Origin of the sequence: Luteolibacter sp., assembly GCF_039920825.1 — a bacterium.
Taxonomy (GTDB): Bacteria; Verrucomicrobiota; Verrucomicrobiia; order Verrucomicrobiales; family Akkermansiaceae; genus Luteolibacter.
Genome location: NZ_JBDSCX010000038.1, coordinates 111,609 through 129,550, shown reverse-complemented (window position 1 = coordinate 129,550; position 17,942 = coordinate 111,609). Strand labels below are relative to the sequence as shown.

General features: G+C 59.4%; 12 protein-coding genes. 3 read left to right on the top strand and 9 right to left on the bottom strand.

Annotation, left to right across the window (positions count from 1 at the left end; all coding sequences use genetic code 11):
• On the bottom strand, positions 1-2,931 hold the full coding sequence (locus ABIQ96_RS09695; protein WP_348214376.1) for a tetratricopeptide repeat protein: 2,931 nt from the start codon (positions 2,929-2,931) through the stop codon (positions 1-3).
• A 191-nt stretch (positions 2,932-3,122) separates the two neighbouring features.
• Between ABIQ96_RS09695 and ABIQ96_RS09690 the strand changes: the two genes are divergently transcribed.
• Positions 3,123-4,679: an excinuclease ABC subunit UvrC gene (locus tag ABIQ96_RS09690; protein ID WP_348214375.1), complete on the top strand. Its 1,557-nt coding sequence runs from the start codon at positions 3,123-3,125 to the stop codon at positions 4,677-4,679.
• 80 nt (positions 4,680-4,759) lie between these two features.
• On the opposite strand, the gene ABIQ96_RS09685 is transcribed toward ABIQ96_RS09690, so the two are convergent.
• Positions 4,760-5,962: a hypothetical protein gene (locus ABIQ96_RS09685; protein WP_348214374.1), complete on the bottom strand. Its 1,203-nt coding sequence runs from the start codon at positions 5,960-5,962 to the stop codon at positions 4,760-4,762.
• A gap of 83 nt (positions 5,963-6,045) precedes the next feature.
• Here ABIQ96_RS09685 and ABIQ96_RS09680 point away from each other — a divergent pair, with 83 nt between their 5' ends.
• Positions 6,046-6,213 (top strand): hypothetical protein, encoded by a 168-nt coding sequence (locus ABIQ96_RS09680; RefSeq protein WP_348214373.1) that lies wholly within the window; start codon positions 6,046-6,048, stop codon positions 6,211-6,213.
• An 11-nt stretch (positions 6,214-6,224) separates the two neighbouring features.
• Here ABIQ96_RS09680 and ABIQ96_RS09675 read toward each other — a convergent pair whose 3' ends face one another.
• Both ABIQ96_RS09675 and ABIQ96_RS09670 read right to left on the bottom strand, forming a co-directional pair.
• Positions 6,225-7,121, bottom strand: a complete 897-nt coding sequence (locus ABIQ96_RS09675) for a hypothetical protein (RefSeq protein WP_348214372.1) — start codon at positions 7,119-7,121, stop codon at positions 6,225-6,227.
• Between the two features lie 21 nt (positions 7,122-7,142).
• Complete coding sequence (locus tag ABIQ96_RS09670; RefSeq protein WP_348214371.1) at positions 7,143-8,096, bottom strand: hypothetical protein; 954 nt, start codon at positions 8,094-8,096, stop codon at positions 7,143-7,145.
• A 1,075-nt stretch (positions 8,097-9,171) separates the two neighbouring features.
• Here ABIQ96_RS09670 and ABIQ96_RS09665 point away from each other — a divergent pair.
• Positions 9,172-10,575 (top strand): right-handed parallel beta-helix repeat-containing protein, encoded by a 1,404-nt coding sequence (locus ABIQ96_RS09665; protein WP_348214370.1) that lies wholly within the window; start codon positions 9,172-9,174, stop codon positions 10,573-10,575.
• 253 nt (positions 10,576-10,828) lie between these two features.
• Here the strand turns inward: ABIQ96_RS09665 and ABIQ96_RS09660 are convergent, their stop codons facing one another.
• From ABIQ96_RS09660 to ABIQ96_RS09640, 5 genes are all read right to left on the bottom strand, one after another.
• The gene (locus tag ABIQ96_RS09660; protein ID WP_348214369.1) at positions 10,829-11,176 is read right to left on the bottom strand and encodes a hypothetical protein; all 348 of its coding nucleotides are present in this window, start codon (positions 11,174-11,176) and stop codon (positions 10,829-10,831) included.
• A 62-nt stretch (positions 11,177-11,238) separates the two neighbouring features.
• On the bottom strand, positions 11,239-13,758 hold the full coding sequence (locus ABIQ96_RS09655) for a discoidin domain-containing protein (RefSeq protein ID WP_348214368.1): 2,520 nt from the start codon (positions 13,756-13,758) through the stop codon (positions 11,239-11,241).
• An 8-nt stretch (positions 13,759-13,766) separates the two neighbouring features.
• Positions 13,767-15,677: a hypothetical protein gene (locus tag ABIQ96_RS09650; protein ID WP_348214367.1), complete on the bottom strand. Its 1,911-nt coding sequence runs from the start codon at positions 15,675-15,677 to the stop codon at positions 13,767-13,769.
• An 18-nt stretch (positions 15,678-15,695) separates the two neighbouring features.
• On the bottom strand, positions 15,696-16,100 hold the full coding sequence (locus ABIQ96_RS09645; protein ID WP_348214366.1) for a hypothetical protein: 405 nt from the start codon (positions 16,098-16,100) through the stop codon (positions 15,696-15,698).
• Positions 16,101-16,165: 65 nt separating this feature from the next.
• Entirely contained in the window at positions 16,166-17,908 is a 1,743-nt protein-coding gene (locus ABIQ96_RS09640; RefSeq protein ID WP_348214365.1) for an ATP-binding cassette domain-containing protein, read from the bottom strand.
• Positions 17,909-17,942 lie beyond the last annotated feature (34 nt).

Sequence of the window (17,942 nt, the reverse complement as noted above, 5' to 3'; positions counted from 1 at the left end):
TCATGGAGCTTCCTTCACGGCCTCCTTGTAAGCCTCGGTATTCTTGAGCTTCGGATCGTCCTTGAGCAATTGCATCATTTCATCGGCGAGGGCTTTGTTACCCATTTCGTTCCCGGTCCTGTAGGACTCCAAGAGGGCTTTCGCATAAATCTCAGGCGTGCCCTTGTAAGCGGCGCGGAGGCGCTGGTAGTTCGCCATGGCGCGTTTGAAGAGTTCGAGCCGGGCATCCACTCCGGTCTCCTTTTCAGCCTTCTTGCGATAGACCTGGCCGATCAAGAGGTAGGCTTTTCCGGCAGGCTCGCCGCGGAACATTTTATCGCCGACAATCTCAAGCGCCATTTTCTCCGCATCATCGAGGCGGCCCAAGGCGATCAGCGCCTCGACCTTGCCGAGCGTCGTTTCCTTGAAACGGGACATCCCGGGATTATTCGCCAACGCGTTTTCAAAAATCTTGAGCGCTTCGTCCGGCTGCTTGCGGGCGAGAGCGATATAGCCGAGTCCCACCGGACCGGCATCGGCGTAGAGGCCTTCCTTGTAACGGTCCACCAAGCGTCGGAACATCGCTTCCGCATCGTCGAGTTGCCCGAGCTTCAGCAGGATATCACCCGAAACCGCGAGCAACGCCGGGCTGAGCACGGCCGGAGTTTTAGCGTTAACGGTCGCAATGCCTTTCAGATAGAGTTCCGAGCGATCCCGGCGTTTCAACAGTTCGGCGAGACGGGCACGGGCGTAATAGAGCCGGGCATTGGTGGTGGCGTTTTCCTGACCTTGGATCGCCTTGTTGATGATTTCCTGAAGCTGCGCGTCCACCGCATCGATATCGATCTCGGACGGCTTCTTCTTCGGAATGAGGGTTTTCACCAACTCGTCGATGAGGAATTCGACTTGCTCGCTGGTTGGATTCCCGATGCGTGGCTTGAGGGCGTTCGCCAGCATTTCCGCCGCTTCCGGGCCTTTGCCCTCGCGGGTTTTCATTTTCGCCACCCACGACGCCGAAAGCAGGGCGATCGAACTATCCGGTTTTTTCTGGAGAAACTCGCTGTGCAGCGCGGCGATCCCGGCCCAGTCTTTGTTGGCTTGGAGCAGCGAGGTGGCGGAATCGAGCGCATACTGGATCACGTCCTCGGGGCTGTCCGACCAGACGGCCTTTTTGTAGGCTTCGAGGGCGAGCCTCTCGAATTTCGCGATCTCGTCGCGCTTGTCGGATTTCTTTTTCTTATAGGTGTCACCCACCAGACAGAGCATTGAGCCGATCGAAGCATCGTTCGGATGCGAGTTGATGAACGAGTTAAGATCGCGGATGATTTTGTCGGACTGATCGACGTCCTTGTCGTTGAAATCGATGAAGGCGAGGCGATAGCGCAAATCCCCCGCATACCGGCCGTCGGGGAACTTGCTGAGGTATTCCTTGATCGATTCGTTCGTCTTCTTGTACTCGTTGGAGAGGAAATTGGACATCGCCACATAGTAGAGGGCGTTCTCGATCAACGGGCTGTTCGGGAAATTCTTCAGGAAATTCGTGAAGATCGGCGTGGAGTCCTTGAAACTCGCGTCCTGGAAATAGGCGAGGCCTTGGAAAAAGGTGTAACGATCCAGGTTGTCCGACTTGGGGAATTTCGTTTCGAGCCCTTTGTAGAATCGGCCCACTTCCGGCCAGTTTCCGCTTTGAACAAGCACCTCGCCGGCGAGCGTCGCGACCTGCTCGGCGTTGTCCGCATCGGGATATTTCCGCAGGTAATCATCGCAAAGCTCCTTGAGTTTCGCGATGTCCTTGAGCTTGTTGTAAATGATGATTTCCGCGTAGGCGGCCGGCTTGGCATCTTCCGACGTCCCGTATTTCGTCCGGATGGTGCGGAAACAAACGAGCGCTTCTTCCTGGCGCTCCAAGTAGTAAAGGCAACGGCCGCGGCGCATCAGCAGCGCGGAGTCCAGCGTGGCTTTCTCCTCGATGGTCTTCAGCGCGGCTTCCGCCAGCTCGACGGCGGGCTTGAGGTTGCTGAGAAGCTCCGAAGCGTTCGAACGTTGGTTGAGCGGCTTGTCTTTTTCCGACGCCACGCGCTTTTCCAAAATACCCACATCCCGGCGCTGCGACTCGAGCGCGGTTTTCTGGATTTCCAAAATCTCACTGCGCGACGGGATCGATCGGTAGATCGCCAGCGCCGCATCATAGCCTTGGGCCGATTGAGTCCCCACCAGTTCGTCACCCCGCACGATCACCTGGTTCGTATACCAAGCAAGCGCATCGCGGACTCCGGCTTGGTTGATGAGCCGGTCCAGATAGAGCACCAGATCCTCCAGCTTGCCGCTGTCGGCAAGAAGTCCGATCACCTGCACCGCCGCCGTCGTCTGCTGAGGAGAACGGATATCGGAACCCATCAAACTCTTGAAAACGACCAGCGCTTCAGCGTGCTTGCCCAGATCGGTGTAAACTTCACCCAGCCACAAACCCGCTTCAGACCGGAACTTCGGATCCTGCGCCGCAACTTTAAGCGCCTCAACTGCCTTCTCCTTTTTCTCCGGAGTGTTCTGCAGGATGCAGGCCCGCCCGACACCGAGATAGCACCGACTGGCGTATTCACCTTTGGGAAATTTTTTCAAACACTCGGTAAACGCCTCTTCCGCTTGGGTGGGCTTTTCACCGAGCAAATAGCCCAAGCCGATGTTGAAATACAACAGCTCAAGCGGTGCATTCTTGTTCGGTCCGAGCGCCACGAGCAGCTCCTGAATCTTCGAGACTGCGGTGTCGTATTGCTTTTCACCGAACGCGGCTTCCGCCTCGTTGAACAACCGGTTCAGTGTCGCCGGAGCCACGGGTGCGGCAGGAGCGGCTGGCGTTGCCGGTGGTGTCTGGGCATCCAAGCGGGTCGCCGGAATGAATCCCAGAAGCGAAAACGCAAGAAGCGTTGAAATGGGTTGGATCTTTCGCAGCATACGGTCGGGTTGGAAAAGGGAGAGCCAGCGCAATCCTTGTGTCAAGCCAGTAACTCCCCTAAACAGGGAGGAAAGTCCCGTGTTTGCGTGGGTTGAGGGTGACATGGGCAGGTCGGCGACAAAGCAAGGCGGGGGTTTTCAGTTGATCTTTGGGATTCCGGCTCTTCGATAGTGAGCCCGCGTTCCACCTCATGTCCACACCGGATTTCAAAGCCAAGCTCCGCGAGGTGCCCCACCTCCCCGGGGTTTACCTGATGAAGGATCGTCTCGGCTCCATCATCTACGTCGGCAAGGCCCTCGACTTGAAACGCCGCGTCTCGTCCTACTTCATGGCCTCGCAGAAAATGCGTTCTAACGTCAAGACGCGCGCGCTCATCGATTCGATCCACGACTTCGAATTCCACACCGTCCGCAACGAAGAGGAATCACTTCTGCTGGAAGGCAAGCTCATCAAGGACTACCGCCCGCGCTACAACGTCGCCTTCCGCGACGACAAACGCTTTTTCCTCGTCAAAATCCGCCTCGCCGATCCGTGGCCGCGATTCGTCACCACCCGGATGAAAAAGGACGACGGCTCCCGTTATTTCGGACCGTTTCCCCATTCCAGCGCGCTGCGCAACACGCTCGAATGGCTCAACCGCTCCTTCGGCCTGCGCGTCTGCCGCCCTAACATTCCGGGAGAAGCCGACTACAAACACTGCAACGCCGACATCATCCGCAACTGCTCCGCGCCCTGCATCGCCCGCATTTCCCGCGAAGCGTATTTCGAACGCATCGAGGAAGCCTGCCGCGTGCTCGAGGGAAAAGGAAAACGCGAGGTCTTCGACACCCTCCGCGCCGACATGAACGCCGCTGCGGAAGCCCTCGATTTCGAGAAAGCCGCCACCCTCCGCGACGTCCTTCAGAACCTCGAAAAAACCCTCTCTCCCACCCGCCAGTTCGCCCGCGGCCGCGGAGTGCAAACAACGGTCAAACCCACCGAAGACCTCGCCGAACTCGGCGAGGAACTTCATCTATCAGGTCCGCCGAGAGTGATGGAATGCTTCGACATTTCCAACGTCTCCTCCAACCACATCGTCGCCTCGATGGTCCGCTTCACCGATGGCAAACCGGACAACCAGAACTACCGCCGCTACCGGATCAAGACCGTCGAGGGCCAGGACGACTTCGCCTCGATGGCCGAGGTCATCCGCCGCCGCTACTCGCGCATTCTGATGGAAAACGGCGCGGCGAATCCTGATGCCGAATTCTCACAGGAAAACCTCATCGACTCGCAACGCCGCCTCGCCCGCGAGGGTAAGGCGAAAATCGTCCTGCCCGACCTAGTCATCGTGGACGGCGGCAAAGGCCAGCTCGGCATGGCAGTTAGAGAATTGAAAAACCTCGGCCTCCACGACCTTCCCGTCGTCGGCCTCGCCAAACAGCACGAGGAAGTCTTCGTCCCCGGCCGCGAACAATCCATCCGCATCCCGCACGACCGCGGCGCGCTGAAACTCCTCCAGCGCATCCGAGACGAAGCTCACCGCTTCGCCAACGGCTACAACGCCCTGCTCTACCGCCGCCGCATGAAGGAAAGCCTGCTAGACGACTGCCCCGGCATGTCCGCTAACAAGAAAAAACTCCTCCTCGCCACCTTCGGCAGCGTCGCCCGCATTAAAAAAGCCACCCCCGACGAAATCGCCGCCCTCCCCGGAATCTCGAAAAAATCCGCCGAAACCATCCTCGATTTCCTCAGCCGGGACACGTAGCGGCGATCATCGGCCCTCGCGAGTTCATTCATCCTCTGAAGCCACGCCCATGCCCATCGTGCGGCAATCCCAAACAACTATCAGTTCTCGGGCCCGACAAATGGATCGGTGCCGCCGCTCTGTTGGGGAGCCGGGGTGAGGTCCATGCCGCTCTCGGCAAGCTTGTCTCTGATCTGTTGGATATAGGGACTGTCCGCGTACTGGTTGAGGAAATTTTTCACCCGTTCCGGATCCTGTTGGCTCCAAGTAGTGAAGCGGGAGGCCGCTTGCTCCACGGGCCAGGTGGTGGAAAGGGCATCAAAGAAGCCGAGGCTGCCATTGGTCGCCTGGCGTGAGGTTGCGCTGTCTCTGGCAAATCGTTCGAATTGGCCGATCTGTCCGATGGAATTCTTCGAGAGGCTGGCCCAAACGTTGGCTGCCTTATCGTAAGGAAGCTCGTTGAGGCGCCAGCCGATGCTGTCCAGCGCGATGTTTGCGGCCATGTTGTTTTCCTGATTCAGTGGGAGAGAGGTGAGCCAAGCGACGGTGGCGTCAACGCCGGAGCCGGAGAGGATTTCGTCGGCCGCGTTCCGGGTCGCCCGGACACGGTCACCCATGGAGAGCTGGTGATCGATGAGGTAACGGGTGGCGGCGTCCCGATCGAGATTGATCCAACCCTGAATCACGGCGTCGAAGTTGCCGTTGGAGCCAGGAACGTCCGGATGATCCTTCATCCAAGCGAGAGCCGCTTGCGGATCGTTAGTGGACCAGCCGATGATAATATCGCGTAAATCCTTCTGCGGCAGGCGCAGGGGTTTTTCATCCATCAGTGCTTGGATAGCACCCGCGCCGTCGATTTGTCCCCAGCGGTTGGCGAAGGGCCCGTATTCCCCCATGGTCTGGCCTTCCCGGTGGAACTCGAGGAACAGATTATGGACAGCCAGCGCATCCTCCGGTCGCATAAGATCCAGCAAGAGCGCGAAGTCCCGGCCACGGCGGGTGGGGTCGTTATCCGAAAGTGTCGCGCGCATCGCGGCCATCAGTTTTTTGTTCACTCCGCCTTTGGGTTCCGCGGCGATTTCGCCGAGGGAATTAAACAGGCGGGCGCTGCGGGCGGTGGGCAAAAGGGCCGAGATGGAAGGAGAACGCGCTTCGCTGCGGAGGCGCGGCCCGACCGCCGGGATATCGCCGCCTGCCGGGCTGATGGAGCTTGCCCTGCCGAATGTCTGGTAAGCTCCCCAGCCCCAGCCAGTGACGGCAAAGATGGCAAGCGCGGGAATGGCGAGTTGGGTTTTTCTTTCCATGGTGATGGACCTAACATCAACCTCGGGGAAGTCAACGTTCAATTGAACGGGGGCAATCCTCTGAGCTGATAGGACCCAGTTTCATGGCTCGCTTTCCTCCCTGCAAGCCGCCTTTCCGCCAGTCATCGCGAAACCCGCGGAACCCAGGGCGCATCCTGCGGCTGGGTTTTCAACCAAGCGGCGGCTGCGTCTGGATCGCCCACCTCGCGGTGCCTGCCGGATCTTCGCAGGCCTGCGAGTCGAAGAACTGACCCATACTTTCCTAGTGTTGGCTCGGGCTGTTTGGATGTTGGTCGAGCCAGGATTTCGCCAATGCCGGGTCGCCAAGGCTAAGCCGTTTGGCAGTCACCGCCCAAGCGGCGGGGCGGAGCGCGGGTGCGAGTTGGTCGTAAATTTCCGCAGCGGACGGACTCTCCTTCGTGAGGCTGGCAAGGTCGAAGTAGTCGTCGAGACATGCCTGGGTCGTGGCTCCATCCGCCGGAAGCTTGAGCATGGCTGCCACCAATTGCTTGGGGTCGCCATTGGCATTCCGGCTGATGGCGAGCGCTGCTGCCACCGCTTCCATGCGTGTGGTCTTGGGTTTCTGCGCCCATTCCAAAGCTTGGTCGGCGTTGGTTTCCAGCCAACCGGCCATCAAGCTCCGGGCGCGGTCGTCGGCTTCGTGGGCGTATCCGTGGGTGGGAACGGGCCCGAAGTGACTGAAGGCCTCCACTGGATCCAGCCGTCCCCACTGTTGCCACAGACTCTGCATGACGACTTCCGGCTGGCCGTTTCCAAGTTGTTGGGCGTCGGAAAGGATCTTCGTCGCATCCACCAATTCCTCCTTGGTGAGCCCGGAAATCAACCCGCACAACAGCGCTGCCTGATTCCCCCAATCACTGATTAGCGCACCCTCAGCCAGCATCGCCATCCGCTCCTCAGAAGTCAGCCGCGCGGCTTGTTCCGCACTGAGACCTTGGCAAGCCGGTGGGTATTTCCCGATTTCCTTGGCGGGAAGTCCCCCAGTTTCATGGACCGGAGAAACCCGAACCAAGGCCCGGGGGGCAGCGGGAGCGACCACTCCGGCAGGGGGTTCTGCTTCCGGACGGGTCCGGCGCGCCAGGGAAAAGGCCGCCACCGCCGTGCCGACGGCGAGGATGACAAGAGTGGATCGTTTCATGGGAAAATTCCGATTAGCCCATCAGTTCTCCGGCTTTTCGAAAAATGGAGCAACCCATGCTGAGTTAGCAGGCTGGGTTTTCAACCAAGCATTCGCCGCCGCAGGATCCTTCTCGAGCCAGCCTCTCACCATCTCGACCGCCGGTTGCATCCCGCCAGCTGAGGCAGGCAAGCTGATTGCCATTTGCACCGCTTCCTCAGGATTTTTTCCAGAAATCCTCTGGATCAGACCATAGGCCGCTCGCGGTTCATACCCGGGGTCATTCGCATGGCTTTCCAGCCAGGTGGCCGCCGCACGGGGATCGCCCTGAGAGAGACGCTCGGCCACCGTCGGCCAAGCGGCGGATCGCAAGGCAGGCGGCAAACGATCGTAAATCAGCGCCGGAGACGGCTTGTCCGCAGAGGTCGCGGCGAGGTCGAAGTAGTCTTCAAAGCAAGCCCGCGCCGTCAGTTTGTTACCGGCGATGCCGAGAATGGCGGTCTCCATTTGCTTAAGGTCGCCTTGCGCACTGCTCGTGATAGCGTAGGCGGCACCCGCTGCGGAGCCGTTGTCCAACTTATCCAGTTTCGCCCAAGCCATCGCCTCCTCCGGGTGCGTTTCCAGCCAGCCCGCCATCAGGCAGCGGTAGTCGTTGTAGGTGTTGAGGCCTTTGAAGCCGTTCCAAGTCTTGCCGCCGGACGACTGCTGGGAAAGCTCCAGGCAGGCGACGGCACCCACCCGCCCCCATTGGGTCCAGAGGGAATTCCACACTTCCTGCGACCAGGAATTTCCGTTCATTTGCGCATCCAGCAGCGCCTGGGTGGATTCCACCAACTCCTCCTGCGTCATCGCGGAAATCAAGCCACATAGAATGTCCGACTGCTTGCCAGTGTCCGCGAGGAGGGCTGCCTTTTTTAACAACGCGACCCGTTCCGCCGGCGTCATCTTCCCGGCCGTCGCGGTGGTAACCACATCAGTGCTAATCCGGGTTTTCACGACCGATTTTATATTCGCGATCGGGGCCGCCGCAGACTGGGAGGAAGTGGTCCGGGTGTTGACTTCCGAAGCCACGGGGTGCGCCGGCCCGCCGAAATTCCCCCTTCCCATCAGAAATGCGGCAATGCAAACCAGAGCGATGAAAAGTAGGGATAATGAGGTTTTCATAAAAGGAATTGGAAAGGAATCTCCACGGTCAGCGACCACACGAACCCGTCTCCTAACGATTCCTCGCCGCCACCACAATCACAAAGCTTCCAAAGCAAGGATTTCGACCTGACCGACCCGCACCGGACAGCTCCAGCCGCATCGCGCCGCTGAATATGCAAATCCGCCGGGGCCACGTCGGATTTTCTCCACTCGCGCCTCAAACAGATAGCTCCGCCATCGGAACTTTCCCGGACCAGGCCCTGAAATCTTTTTTCGTCGTTCGGACTTTTAGCGGAATCAGTCTGAAATCTTTTTCGACCATCCGCACTTTTCTGGATCGCACTCTAAAAAAATTTTCCCTTCACCTGGAATTTTCCGCCAGCCAACAGGGAAAAATTTCGGAAGTCCGATTTTCCCAGGACATCGCCTTGAAACATTTTTGCCACATCCGCTCTATCCGACATCATCCCCGGCCGCAAGCTCTCCTTCGCGGATGACCTGCGCGACCGCCTCTCCGCGAACAATGCTTCCGGCGCGTTCGACCTCATCCTGCCCCAGCTCGATTCCGCCCTAACCGCCGCTGGCGGCGCTGCCTCCAGCGAGGCCGTCGCCCTGGCCGTGCGCAAGGCCGGCCTCACCTTCACTGGGGACACGAAAATGGGTCCCATCCTTTTCGACCAATCCCGCCTCTATCCGGCAGGACAATCCGGGGAGAAGGAGCCGGCGGTGGTGCCACCGGCTCCGTAAGCGGTAATTTCATGAAGACGCCTCCCATCACCTGCGACCGGATAGGCTGTGAAAACGCCGATTCCGGTCGCTTTTGTTTTCTCAGTTCCGGGGTGCCGAGGTGAATCATGAATCCCGCAAGAGTTTGCAAATCAGGAGTGAAAGCATTCCTTGCCGTGCCGTGTAACCCAGTCCGAAAATGACTACCAACAACGCCACCCTGTTCGCCGCCGCGATAAGCCTGACGCTCTGCAGTCCCGCCATTTACGCTGGCCAGAGCGTGACCAGCGCCAGCGCGCTCGTAGCCGCAGTGCGCGACGGGGAAGAGGGTACGACCATCGAGATTGCCGCCGGCACTTATCAGATGGAGGCACCACTCGAACCAAAAGCCCGCATGATTTTGAAAGGTGCCGGTATGGACAAGACCATCATCACCCAGCTCGCGGGCTGGAAGCCTCCGACTAAGACGCTGCCTGACCCGGAGATGACGACTGAAGGGATGGACACGCGGGCCTATCTGATCCGGCTCACGGACAAGGCGGACGGCATCACCATCTCGGATCTCACGCTGCTCGGGCCGCAGTTGCACGGTGCGATCTACGGCTGGGAACCGCTGAATCTGCATCTGCATCATCTGCGCATCCAGGACACGCTGTGGTGCGGGATTCGGAGCTTCGGAATGAAGGGGGCGAAAATTCACGATTGCGAGTTCATCGATGCCGGTGGCCGGTGGGACAAGGGCGAGCCGGGGCTCAAGGGCGGCATCACCGGTGGCGCGATTTTTTCCGTCTGGATGTCCGACACCGAGATCGCCGACAACCGCTTCGAGCGAACACAGACCGCGGCGGCGGACGAGTTCTACGGCATCAAAGGGCGCGAAGCCAAGCGCTGCCACATCCACCACAACACCATCGGCGTGAACTTCTCGATGGAGTTTCCATTTGATAACAACGAAGACGTGGAAATCGACCACAACGTCTGCCGCGGCGTTATTTCCATCCCCAAACACGCGGGCGGATCGGTGCCTCCGAGCGGCAGCACCTGCCACATCCATCACAACTGGATGACCACCAGCTACGCCATCGAGTTCCCTCGGAACGGAGTGGAAATCGACCACAACCTCTTTGATTTCGAGGTCAAGGACGATGGCGGGAATCTCATTTCCAGCTTCGCCCAAGAGTCGGCTCCAGGACCGGTCCGTTTTCATAACAACCTCGTCAACAATCCCGGCCGCGGTGTCATCTGGCTGAATGAGGTTTTTAACAACGTGGAAATCCGCAACAATCACATCCGCACGCGCACCACGCCGACTCCCCGCACGGAGGGATTGTTCGGCTTCAGTCCCGGCTGCGATTTCAAGACGATTACAATTCAAGATAATGTCATCGAGTGCGAGGGACAGATGCGACCGCTCCTGCGCTGCAAGGAAAGCTACGGCGCGGTAATCCGGAATAACACGCTTAGCAAGGTTTCCGACACCGATCAATACGAGAACCCACGCACCGGCAAAGTAATCGGCCTGGAACAGCCGCTCAAATTCGCGTGCGGAGTACACGGCGGATTCACCGTGGACGGCTGGCAGGCCAAGCCCTCGGCGAGGTAGCGGATTGGAACGGCTCTACGATTTACCAGCAAAAACAACACATGCTAACGGGCCCGTTTTCTGCCCGCCGCACAGCGTCAAGGCAGCACGCCAAGGCTTCCCGTTGTTCGATGAGGCTTCGGCGATGAGGAGATCGCCATTCCTAACGGGCGGAAGACTGATCTTGATGCCCGGTCATCCAGCCCCGACATTCGACAGAAACTCGTCTGTTAAAATGCGGGGACCGCCTTGATCGACGCACGATTCCAAATCCTTACTTCGGCTTCTTCTCCGGCTTCGCGGGAGCTGCCGGTGTTGCCGGAACGGGTGCTGCCGGAGCAGGGGCGGTCTTGGCCGCGGCCTTGTCGGGTTTCACTTCGATGCTGGCGGCGGTCATCGTGTATTGGACGGTGACTTTGGATCCCACTTTGGGGACACCGGTGACTTTGGTATCGGCGGTGCGGGCGATTTCCCATTTCTCGGTATCCTTCTGGATGACGATCTTGGCATCGGTGACTTCGAGCACCGGACCGGTGACCTGATAGGTGACGGTCCCGGCGTGAAGCGGGGCGGCGAAACCGAGAATGGCGGACGAGATGGCGAGCAGGACGGTGGTTTTCATAATGGTTTTGTGACCACTAACCCTTGCAACAATATTGCCGGGAAGTAAAGCCACCCCGGCGGCTATTTCGCGAAGGCCTCGAATTCGGTCATCCCGCTGCCCGATCCCGGCTTGTGGGTGAGGACAATGCGCAGCTTTTCCGTCTGCCGCGGTGCGAAAACCGCCTCGTTCGCCATGCCACCGGTCGGGACAGCGGGGCTCCTCGAGGGGTTGGCGATTTCTTTCCATTGCCCCTCCTGCCAGGTCTCAATGGCGAACTTTTCCGGAGCCTGGACGCCGCCCTTGTCATCGAACAGATAGAGAACCACCCGGCCGACGGTTTCGGGTTTGGCGAAGTCGACCTGGAACCAATCGCTCGGGTTGCCGGATTCGTAGCTGGTCCAGCGGTTCATCGGCGTGGGCTGGAAAATGATCTTTCCGTCGAGCGCGGCGGCCGGATCGCCGCCGAAGCGGTCGGTGTGCGAGGCGGTGGCCTTGGGATACGCGTCACCGGTCCGATGCGCGGCAAGATTGCCGGGAGCCCGCGGTGCCGGCTCATAGGGAAGCTTGCCGGTGCCCCATGCCTCCAACTCCGTTAGACCCGAACGGGCTCCGGGAGCGTGACGGATCACGGCGCGCAAACGCTGGATTTTCATCGGCGCAAATTTTAAGGTGTAGGGCCTGTCACCGCCTGGAATTTCGGAGGAAACTCTCTGACCGGGGATGGCTTTGGACATGTTGCCGTTCCACGCCTGCAGCTCGATTGCGGCGGGAGGCACGATATCCTTGCCGTCGTCGAGCACATAAAGCTTCACCTCGTCGATGACCCGCGCGGTACCGAAATCGACTTCCACCCAGTCGGTTGCGTTAGATGATCCCGCGGTGGTCCAGCGGTTCGCGGGCTTGATGTCGTAGCGGCGCTCGCCGTCGCAGAGCTTCGCCAGCGAAGTTCCCCGGGCCACGAAGGAAGCCGTGAAGCGTGGGAACGAATTGCCATCATTGTTCACCGCGTGGTTGATCCGGCTTTCCTCAGATTGGCGGATCTCACGCGCGCCGGGCAGCGTGGCGGTGAGCTTGCCGAGCATCGGAGTCTTCGCGAGGCGCTTGCCGTCGACGAGCAGGTGGAATCCGGCGCCCAGCTTGTAGCGGGCGCCGTTCCGATCCCACACGATGGCAAACTGGTGCCCCCGATAGGAAAGGTGATCAAGCGCGAAGTAATCCCAGGCCGCAGGGGCTAACGGATCAATAACCAGCGTGTCGTCGTCACCTGTCTTCAGGCCGACAAGGCCGGTGATGACAAGGTCGTTGAAACCCGAGTGAAAGTAATGCTCGCTGTGGTTGGGGGAGTCATGACCATCCCAGAGACCGGTGTCCGGATGGAGCCCCTCCGCGATGTAGGGTTTGCCATCCTTGCGGTGGGAAATGGCAAAGGTGTGGAGCAGTTTTCCGTAGTCCTCGCGGGAAATGAAATCCTGCTGATAGTTTTGCAGCAGGTTCGCCATCGCCTTGAGCGTCTGAGTGGTGGCGAAGGGCCAGGACTGGCCGCTCCACCAACAGCAGGAATCCTTGAGGACAAACATCGGATCATGTCGCTCGACCGTGGAAGGGCCGTAGGCCGCTTGGAAATAGTCAGGATCCATCAGGAATTTCCACGCCGCTTCAAAGCCCTTTTCCGGCAGATTGAAGGCCCATGGGACATAGCCATGAAGTTCACGGCCGTGCTCGCTGCCCTCGAAGCGGCCCGACTGATAGGTCAGCGTGTGTTTCCGAACGGTGACGCCATCCTTGTCCGTCTCGTCGCGGGCGGACATTGGGAAAAAGAACTCACGCTTGGGATCCCACAGTTGTTGGACTTGTTTCCTGATGGCGGCAGCCTTTTCGCGGAAGGTCTCCGCCGTCTTCGCGTCGCCCGCGAGTGCGGCGACCTTGGCGATGGCGACCTCGTCGGCCCACATGTAGGTGTTGAAGGACGGCCGGAACGATTGCTCGCCGCGCAGGATATCGCGTGTTTGCCGGCTGTTGATGTTAAACTCCATCCCGTCGTCGTGGCCGCTCTGCCAGAACATGCCCATTTCCGGCACCCACTGCCGGGCCACCCAGCCGTCATGGTTTTTCACCAGATCCGGCAGCAGACCGGTGGTGAAATTTTTATTCGGATAGACCTGTTGGACGGCCCATGCGGAGTCCGCAAGCCAGCTCGAATAATTCCTCGGCTGCGCACCTGGCGTGTGGAACCAATAGTTCAAATAGTCCCTGACGTAGCGGGGATCGTTCAACCAGCGCACTTCATAAATCTGATGCCCGGACGGACAGGAAATCGAACCATAGGCCCCCGACCAGGGCGGACGGTCGATGAACTCGGTGAAGCTGTAACCGCTGTCCGGCGAGCCATAGACGAGGTGTTTGGTGACCAGTTCCCAGCGATAGTAGTAGGTCGTGTTGATCTCTTCATCCGGGCATTCAAAGAACGGGATGTTCGCTTCGAACCATTCGAAATCCCGATTCTCCCAGAACGTCTGGCGTTTGAGCAGCGCGGAATGGTCCAGCACCTGGGCCGCCGCCGCACCTGCCAGTAGGGCCGCCAGCAGGAAATGCCGTTTCATCCGGAAAATCAGTTGTCCTTTTCTGATAGTCCGGTCGATGCCTCGCCGGTGTCCGACGGCAGGATTTCGTTGGTGAGCCGCTTGACTCCCTGTTCGGCGATGTCGCTTTGCGGATGGATGCTGTGCGCCTTGAGGTACCAGGATAGCGCGGAGCCGACCTGCTTGGGCGTGCGGTTTTCAAACTGCTTCGCCTTGTCGAGCGCGAGGGTGAAATCGGCGACTTTGGGAGCTAACAATTCAAGCTCGCGGCCGAGTTTCGGATCGTCTGGAAATTCCTCGCGCAGCTTGGCGAGCTGCTCCCACGCGGCGTAATTCTGGCCGATCTTGCTGAACTCGGACGCCTTGCCGAGTGCGGTTTCGATCTTCGTGAGATTGGTCATGATCTGCTTGAACGCGTCCTCACGAGTGGGATCGCCCTGGATCGCCGGAGCGATCTCATATTGGCGGCGGGCGACCTCGCGGAAATTCCCCTCGCTGAGAAGGCGGTCGAAATCGTTGCGGATGGAAACGAGTCCGCCGCTGTTGCTGACGAGTGTGCGGAATTCCTTGAGCTTGGGATTGGTCGGCCAGATTTCGGCAGCGGCCTTGATCTTCTCGGCAGCCTTGTCGCTCTCCTTCGCTAACAGGTGCGCCTTGGCCTCCTCGATCGCGAGGTCGGAAGCAAGCGTGTAGGCGGCGATGGCGCTATCGACCTTGGACGACGGGAAGTCCTTCGCCTGAGTCTTCAAGCGGGCGGCCAGCTCCATGGTCTTCGTGTAATCATGGGCCTGAAGCGTGCCATAAAGCTCGTTCAGATCGCGGAAATAATCCGCCACCTTGCGCTTTTTCTCCAACGAGAGCGTGGCAACCGGCGCGAGATATTCACCAAGCGCGTAGGCTTCCATCAGCCGCTGCGAAGCGGAGTGAAGTTCGCCGCGGGAGAGCATCAGGTCGAAGGCTTCGATGTATTTCGAAGTCTCGCGGATCGCTTCGTTAGAGAGCGAGTCGAGCGAGGCCACCGTCGGGCTGACACCGACGGATTCGGAAAACAACTTGGAGACGTCCGAGTTTTTGTCCACGCGCAGGGTGGAGTCGCCGTCCTTCCAGATCTGATTGTAGAACCGCGCGGCCATCAGGACGTGCTCGTAGCGGCGCTCCATGAACCACTGGATCATGCTCACCTGATACTGCGCTTTGGTCCGCAAGGTCTGGGCCTCGGTGCGGGCGATGTTGGTCTTTTTCAAAACCTCGATCTCCGCGATGCGGCGGAGCGTGTCCGCATACTTGAGCGAGTTCACTCCCGCCCCGGGATCGATCGCGGGCTGCGGCGCCTTTTTCTTGTCACCCGCTTTTTGGGATTCACCGAGTTCCTTGTCTCGCTCGTGGCGTGCTTTCCAGTCTCCCTCAGAAATGATCTCCTTCTTCTCGTCCTCGATGGTCTGGTTGAGCTTGTTGAGCCCGTTCACATCCTTCTTGGCCAGCATCGCCATGTAGATCGACTCCGCGAGCGAGCCGCAGAGATTCGCATCGCCCGGATAGGTGGCCGCGGTCGGCAGCAGTTTGAACGCGGAATAAAGATCAGGTCCGCCGGATTTGAACGGGGAAATCGTCGCCAGGATTTCTGAGACGACCTCGCGGTATTTTGCGGCCTCCGCATCCGCTTCAGGCGGCTGGCTCAGGTATTTCTCGAAGCGCGCCTTGAGCAGGCGATTGTCGCCTAACGGTATCGCGACACCGCCGACGGTGATGGTCTCGGCGGAAGGATCGAGCATCGGGATTTCCTGCCCGAGCGGACCGGCGGCAGGTTCCTTCTTCTGCTGGCCGGGCCCCGTGTCGGTGGGCGTCGCGGCCGGAGCAGGCTGCGCCGCAGGTGGCGGTGTGTAAACCTGGCCGTGGGCCAGGCCCGCGAAACAAAGAGGAAGCAAATACCGGGCTTTCATGGAGTGATGAAATTTTCGTTAGAGACGGTTCACTCCGGTGGCGACGGGGATGCCGCCTTGCCGGAACTTCACGCGGAAGGCGTATTTCTGCTTCGCGTCGATGTTGAGCGTGTTGAACTGCTGCGGAATTTCGATCCCGACGAACTTGTCACCGCCGGGGGTGTCGATTCTCACGCTGACGAGCTGGCCGCGGCTGGTCGTCCACTGGAGTTTCTCGTCGATCTGTCCCTCGATGACGTACCCGTTGCCGCGCAGCATGTTGCCGTTTTCGAGGAGTTCATCGACATCGAGCTTCGGGACATCGCCGAAGCCGGCCGATTTTTTCCCGATCAGGGATTTCCCGGCGATGATGGCCACAACGATGGCGGCGATGGCTCCGATGATGATGCCGGGATGGAGTTTCGAACTAGCGCGTCGTGCCATGTTTCAAGAGGGTTTGAGAGGTGAATCTATCATCGGAGTTTTCTGAAATCGAGGCGGAAAATCGGTCAATCCCACTGTGGCCTGCGAACCCCGGCCCATGCGGCGATCACCGCCACGAGAATATGAGCCCCGAGCGTGTAGAGACAGGCGCTTTGAGCGGAGAGACTGGTATCGATGACCGATTTTACCGCGTCGTGAACCTGGGTTTGCAGGGCTTCAACCGATCCCGACCATGCCCAATAGGCGGAAATGAACGGGCGGGTGAACATCTCGACACTGTCCGGCAGCGCGAGCACCGCGCCTGACAATGGGAGCTGGAACCCGACGAGGTAAATCGACAGCAGCGAAGCCTGCTCGGCAGTCCGCATGAGCGAGGAAATCGCGAGACAGATCGCCGTCATCGCCGCGTTGATCAGCAGCAGGAAACCCGCGTGCTCGATGAAATTTCCACGGAACGAGCCGAGTGAATTCACGAAAAACGCCATCCACAGCGATTGCCCGATCACCAGACACGCGAGGAACGCGATCTTCGACGCGAGGTAAGCGGAAGGCCGCAGCCCGCCGAATTTCTCCTTTTCGTAAATCGGCCGCTCGCCGGCGATCTCTCGCGCGGAATTGTTAGACCCCATCAGCGACAGCAGCACCACCTGGAACATGATGATGCCCGACACCGCGGATCCGACCTTGGCTTGGTCCGATCGCACGTTCTGCTGCTCCTGGATTTCGAGCATCACGTTTGACTGCCGCGTGTCTGAGAAATTCCGGATCGGTCCGGATGCCTTCTTGCTGAAAATCGTCACCAGCAGCGGAAAGCAAATGATGATCGCAAGCTGCAAGAACACCTGCCCGCGGTCGCGGAAAAAGATCCGCCAGCGACGGGACAGCAGGGTGGCGAACTGGCTGAAAAAACCAGGCAAGCGAACAGCAGCATCCGGCTTCTTATCCGCGCTATCGGTTTCCACCGTCGCCGGCAAATGCAGGCTGCCGCTGGAAATGAGCAGCTCGCGGCTCTTGTCCATCATCTTCTGATAGGACTCGCGGTGCTTCTGCCACGACGCATGCCAGCGCTCGGAAGGCTGCGTGGCAAGCCGCGGGTAAACCTCCTCCGTGTCGCCCACGGAAAAATAATGTGTTAGGCGCTCCGGTGGTCCGTGGAACGCCACCCGTCCTTCGTGCAGGACCAGGATCGAGTCATACAATTCCAAATGCGCCAACGAGTGGGTCACCGACATGACGATCCGTCCGTCCTTGCGCGACAGGTCGTGGAGCAAGCGAACGATTTCCCGCTCCGAGCGCGGGTCGAGGCCGGACGTCACCTCGTCGCAAAGCAGAATTTTCGGATCGGAAACCAACTCCATCGCCAGTCCGAGCCGCCGCTTCTGTCCGCCGGAAAGCACCTTCACCTGCCGGTCGCTGATCGGGCTCAACCCCGTTTCCTCAAGCACGCTGTCGATCCGGTGATCGAGCTCCGCCGTGTCCCGGCTGCGAACCCGAAGCCGGGTCGCCGCTTCGACCGACTCGTCCACTGTCAGCGGATCATAGGCGATCGAAAACTGCGGCACATAGCCGATCTCTGACGGCGAAAAATCCCCCTCTTTCGACAAGTCCCGAGAATCCCAGAAAAGCGACCCGCCCGACTCGGGATTCAACCCGGCGATGGTTTTGAGCAGGGTCGTTTTCCCACAGCCCGATGGCCCGACGATTGCCATGAAATGTCCCTTGGGAACCCGGATGGAAACTCGATCCACCAAAGGAATGTCTTCTCCGTCTTTGCGGATGGTGAAACTGACTTCTTGAAGCTCTAGCACGAAATGAATGGGTGTGAAAAATAGCTAACGACGC

What these genes read in the sequence shown, in the direction of transcription:
- ABIQ96_RS09650 (WP_348214367.1), bottom strand. Translation starts at nt 15,677, where the DNA reads ATGAAAGCCCGGTATTTGCTTCCTCTTTGTTTCGCGGGCCTGGCCCAC.
- ABIQ96_RS09660 (WP_348214369.1), bottom strand. Translation starts at nt 11,176, where the DNA reads ATGAAAACCACCGTCCTGCTCGCCATCTCGTCCGCCATTCTCGGTTTC.
- ABIQ96_RS09655 (WP_348214368.1), bottom strand. Translation starts at nt 13,758, where the DNA reads ATGAAACGGCATTTCCTGCTGGCGGCCCTACTGGCAGGTGCGGCGGCG.
- ABIQ96_RS09695 (WP_348214376.1), bottom strand. Translation starts at nt 2,931, where the DNA reads ATGCTGCGAAAGATCCAACCCATTTCAACGCTTCTTGCGTTTTCGCTT.
- ABIQ96_RS09685 (WP_348214374.1), bottom strand. Translation starts at nt 5,962, where the DNA reads ATGGAAAGAAAAACCCAACTCGCCATTCCCGCGCTTGCCATCTTTGCC.
- ABIQ96_RS09645 (WP_348214366.1), bottom strand. Translation starts at nt 16,100, where the DNA reads ATGGCACGACGCGCTAGTTCGAAACTCCATCCCGGCATCATCATCGGA.
- ABIQ96_RS09680 (WP_348214373.1), top strand. Translation starts at nt 6,046, where the DNA reads ATGGCTCGCTTTCCTCCCTGCAAGCCGCCTTTCCGCCAGTCATCGCGA.
- ABIQ96_RS09665 (WP_348214370.1), top strand. Translation starts at nt 9,172, where the DNA reads ATGACTACCAACAACGCCACCCTGTTCGCCGCCGCGATAAGCCTGACG.
- ABIQ96_RS09690 (WP_348214375.1), top strand. Translation starts at nt 3,123, where the DNA reads ATGTCCACACCGGATTTCAAAGCCAAGCTCCGCGAGGTGCCCCACCTC.
- ABIQ96_RS09675 (WP_348214372.1), bottom strand. Translation starts at nt 7,121, where the DNA reads ATGAAACGATCCACTCTTGTCATCCTCGCCGTCGGCACGGCGGTGGCG.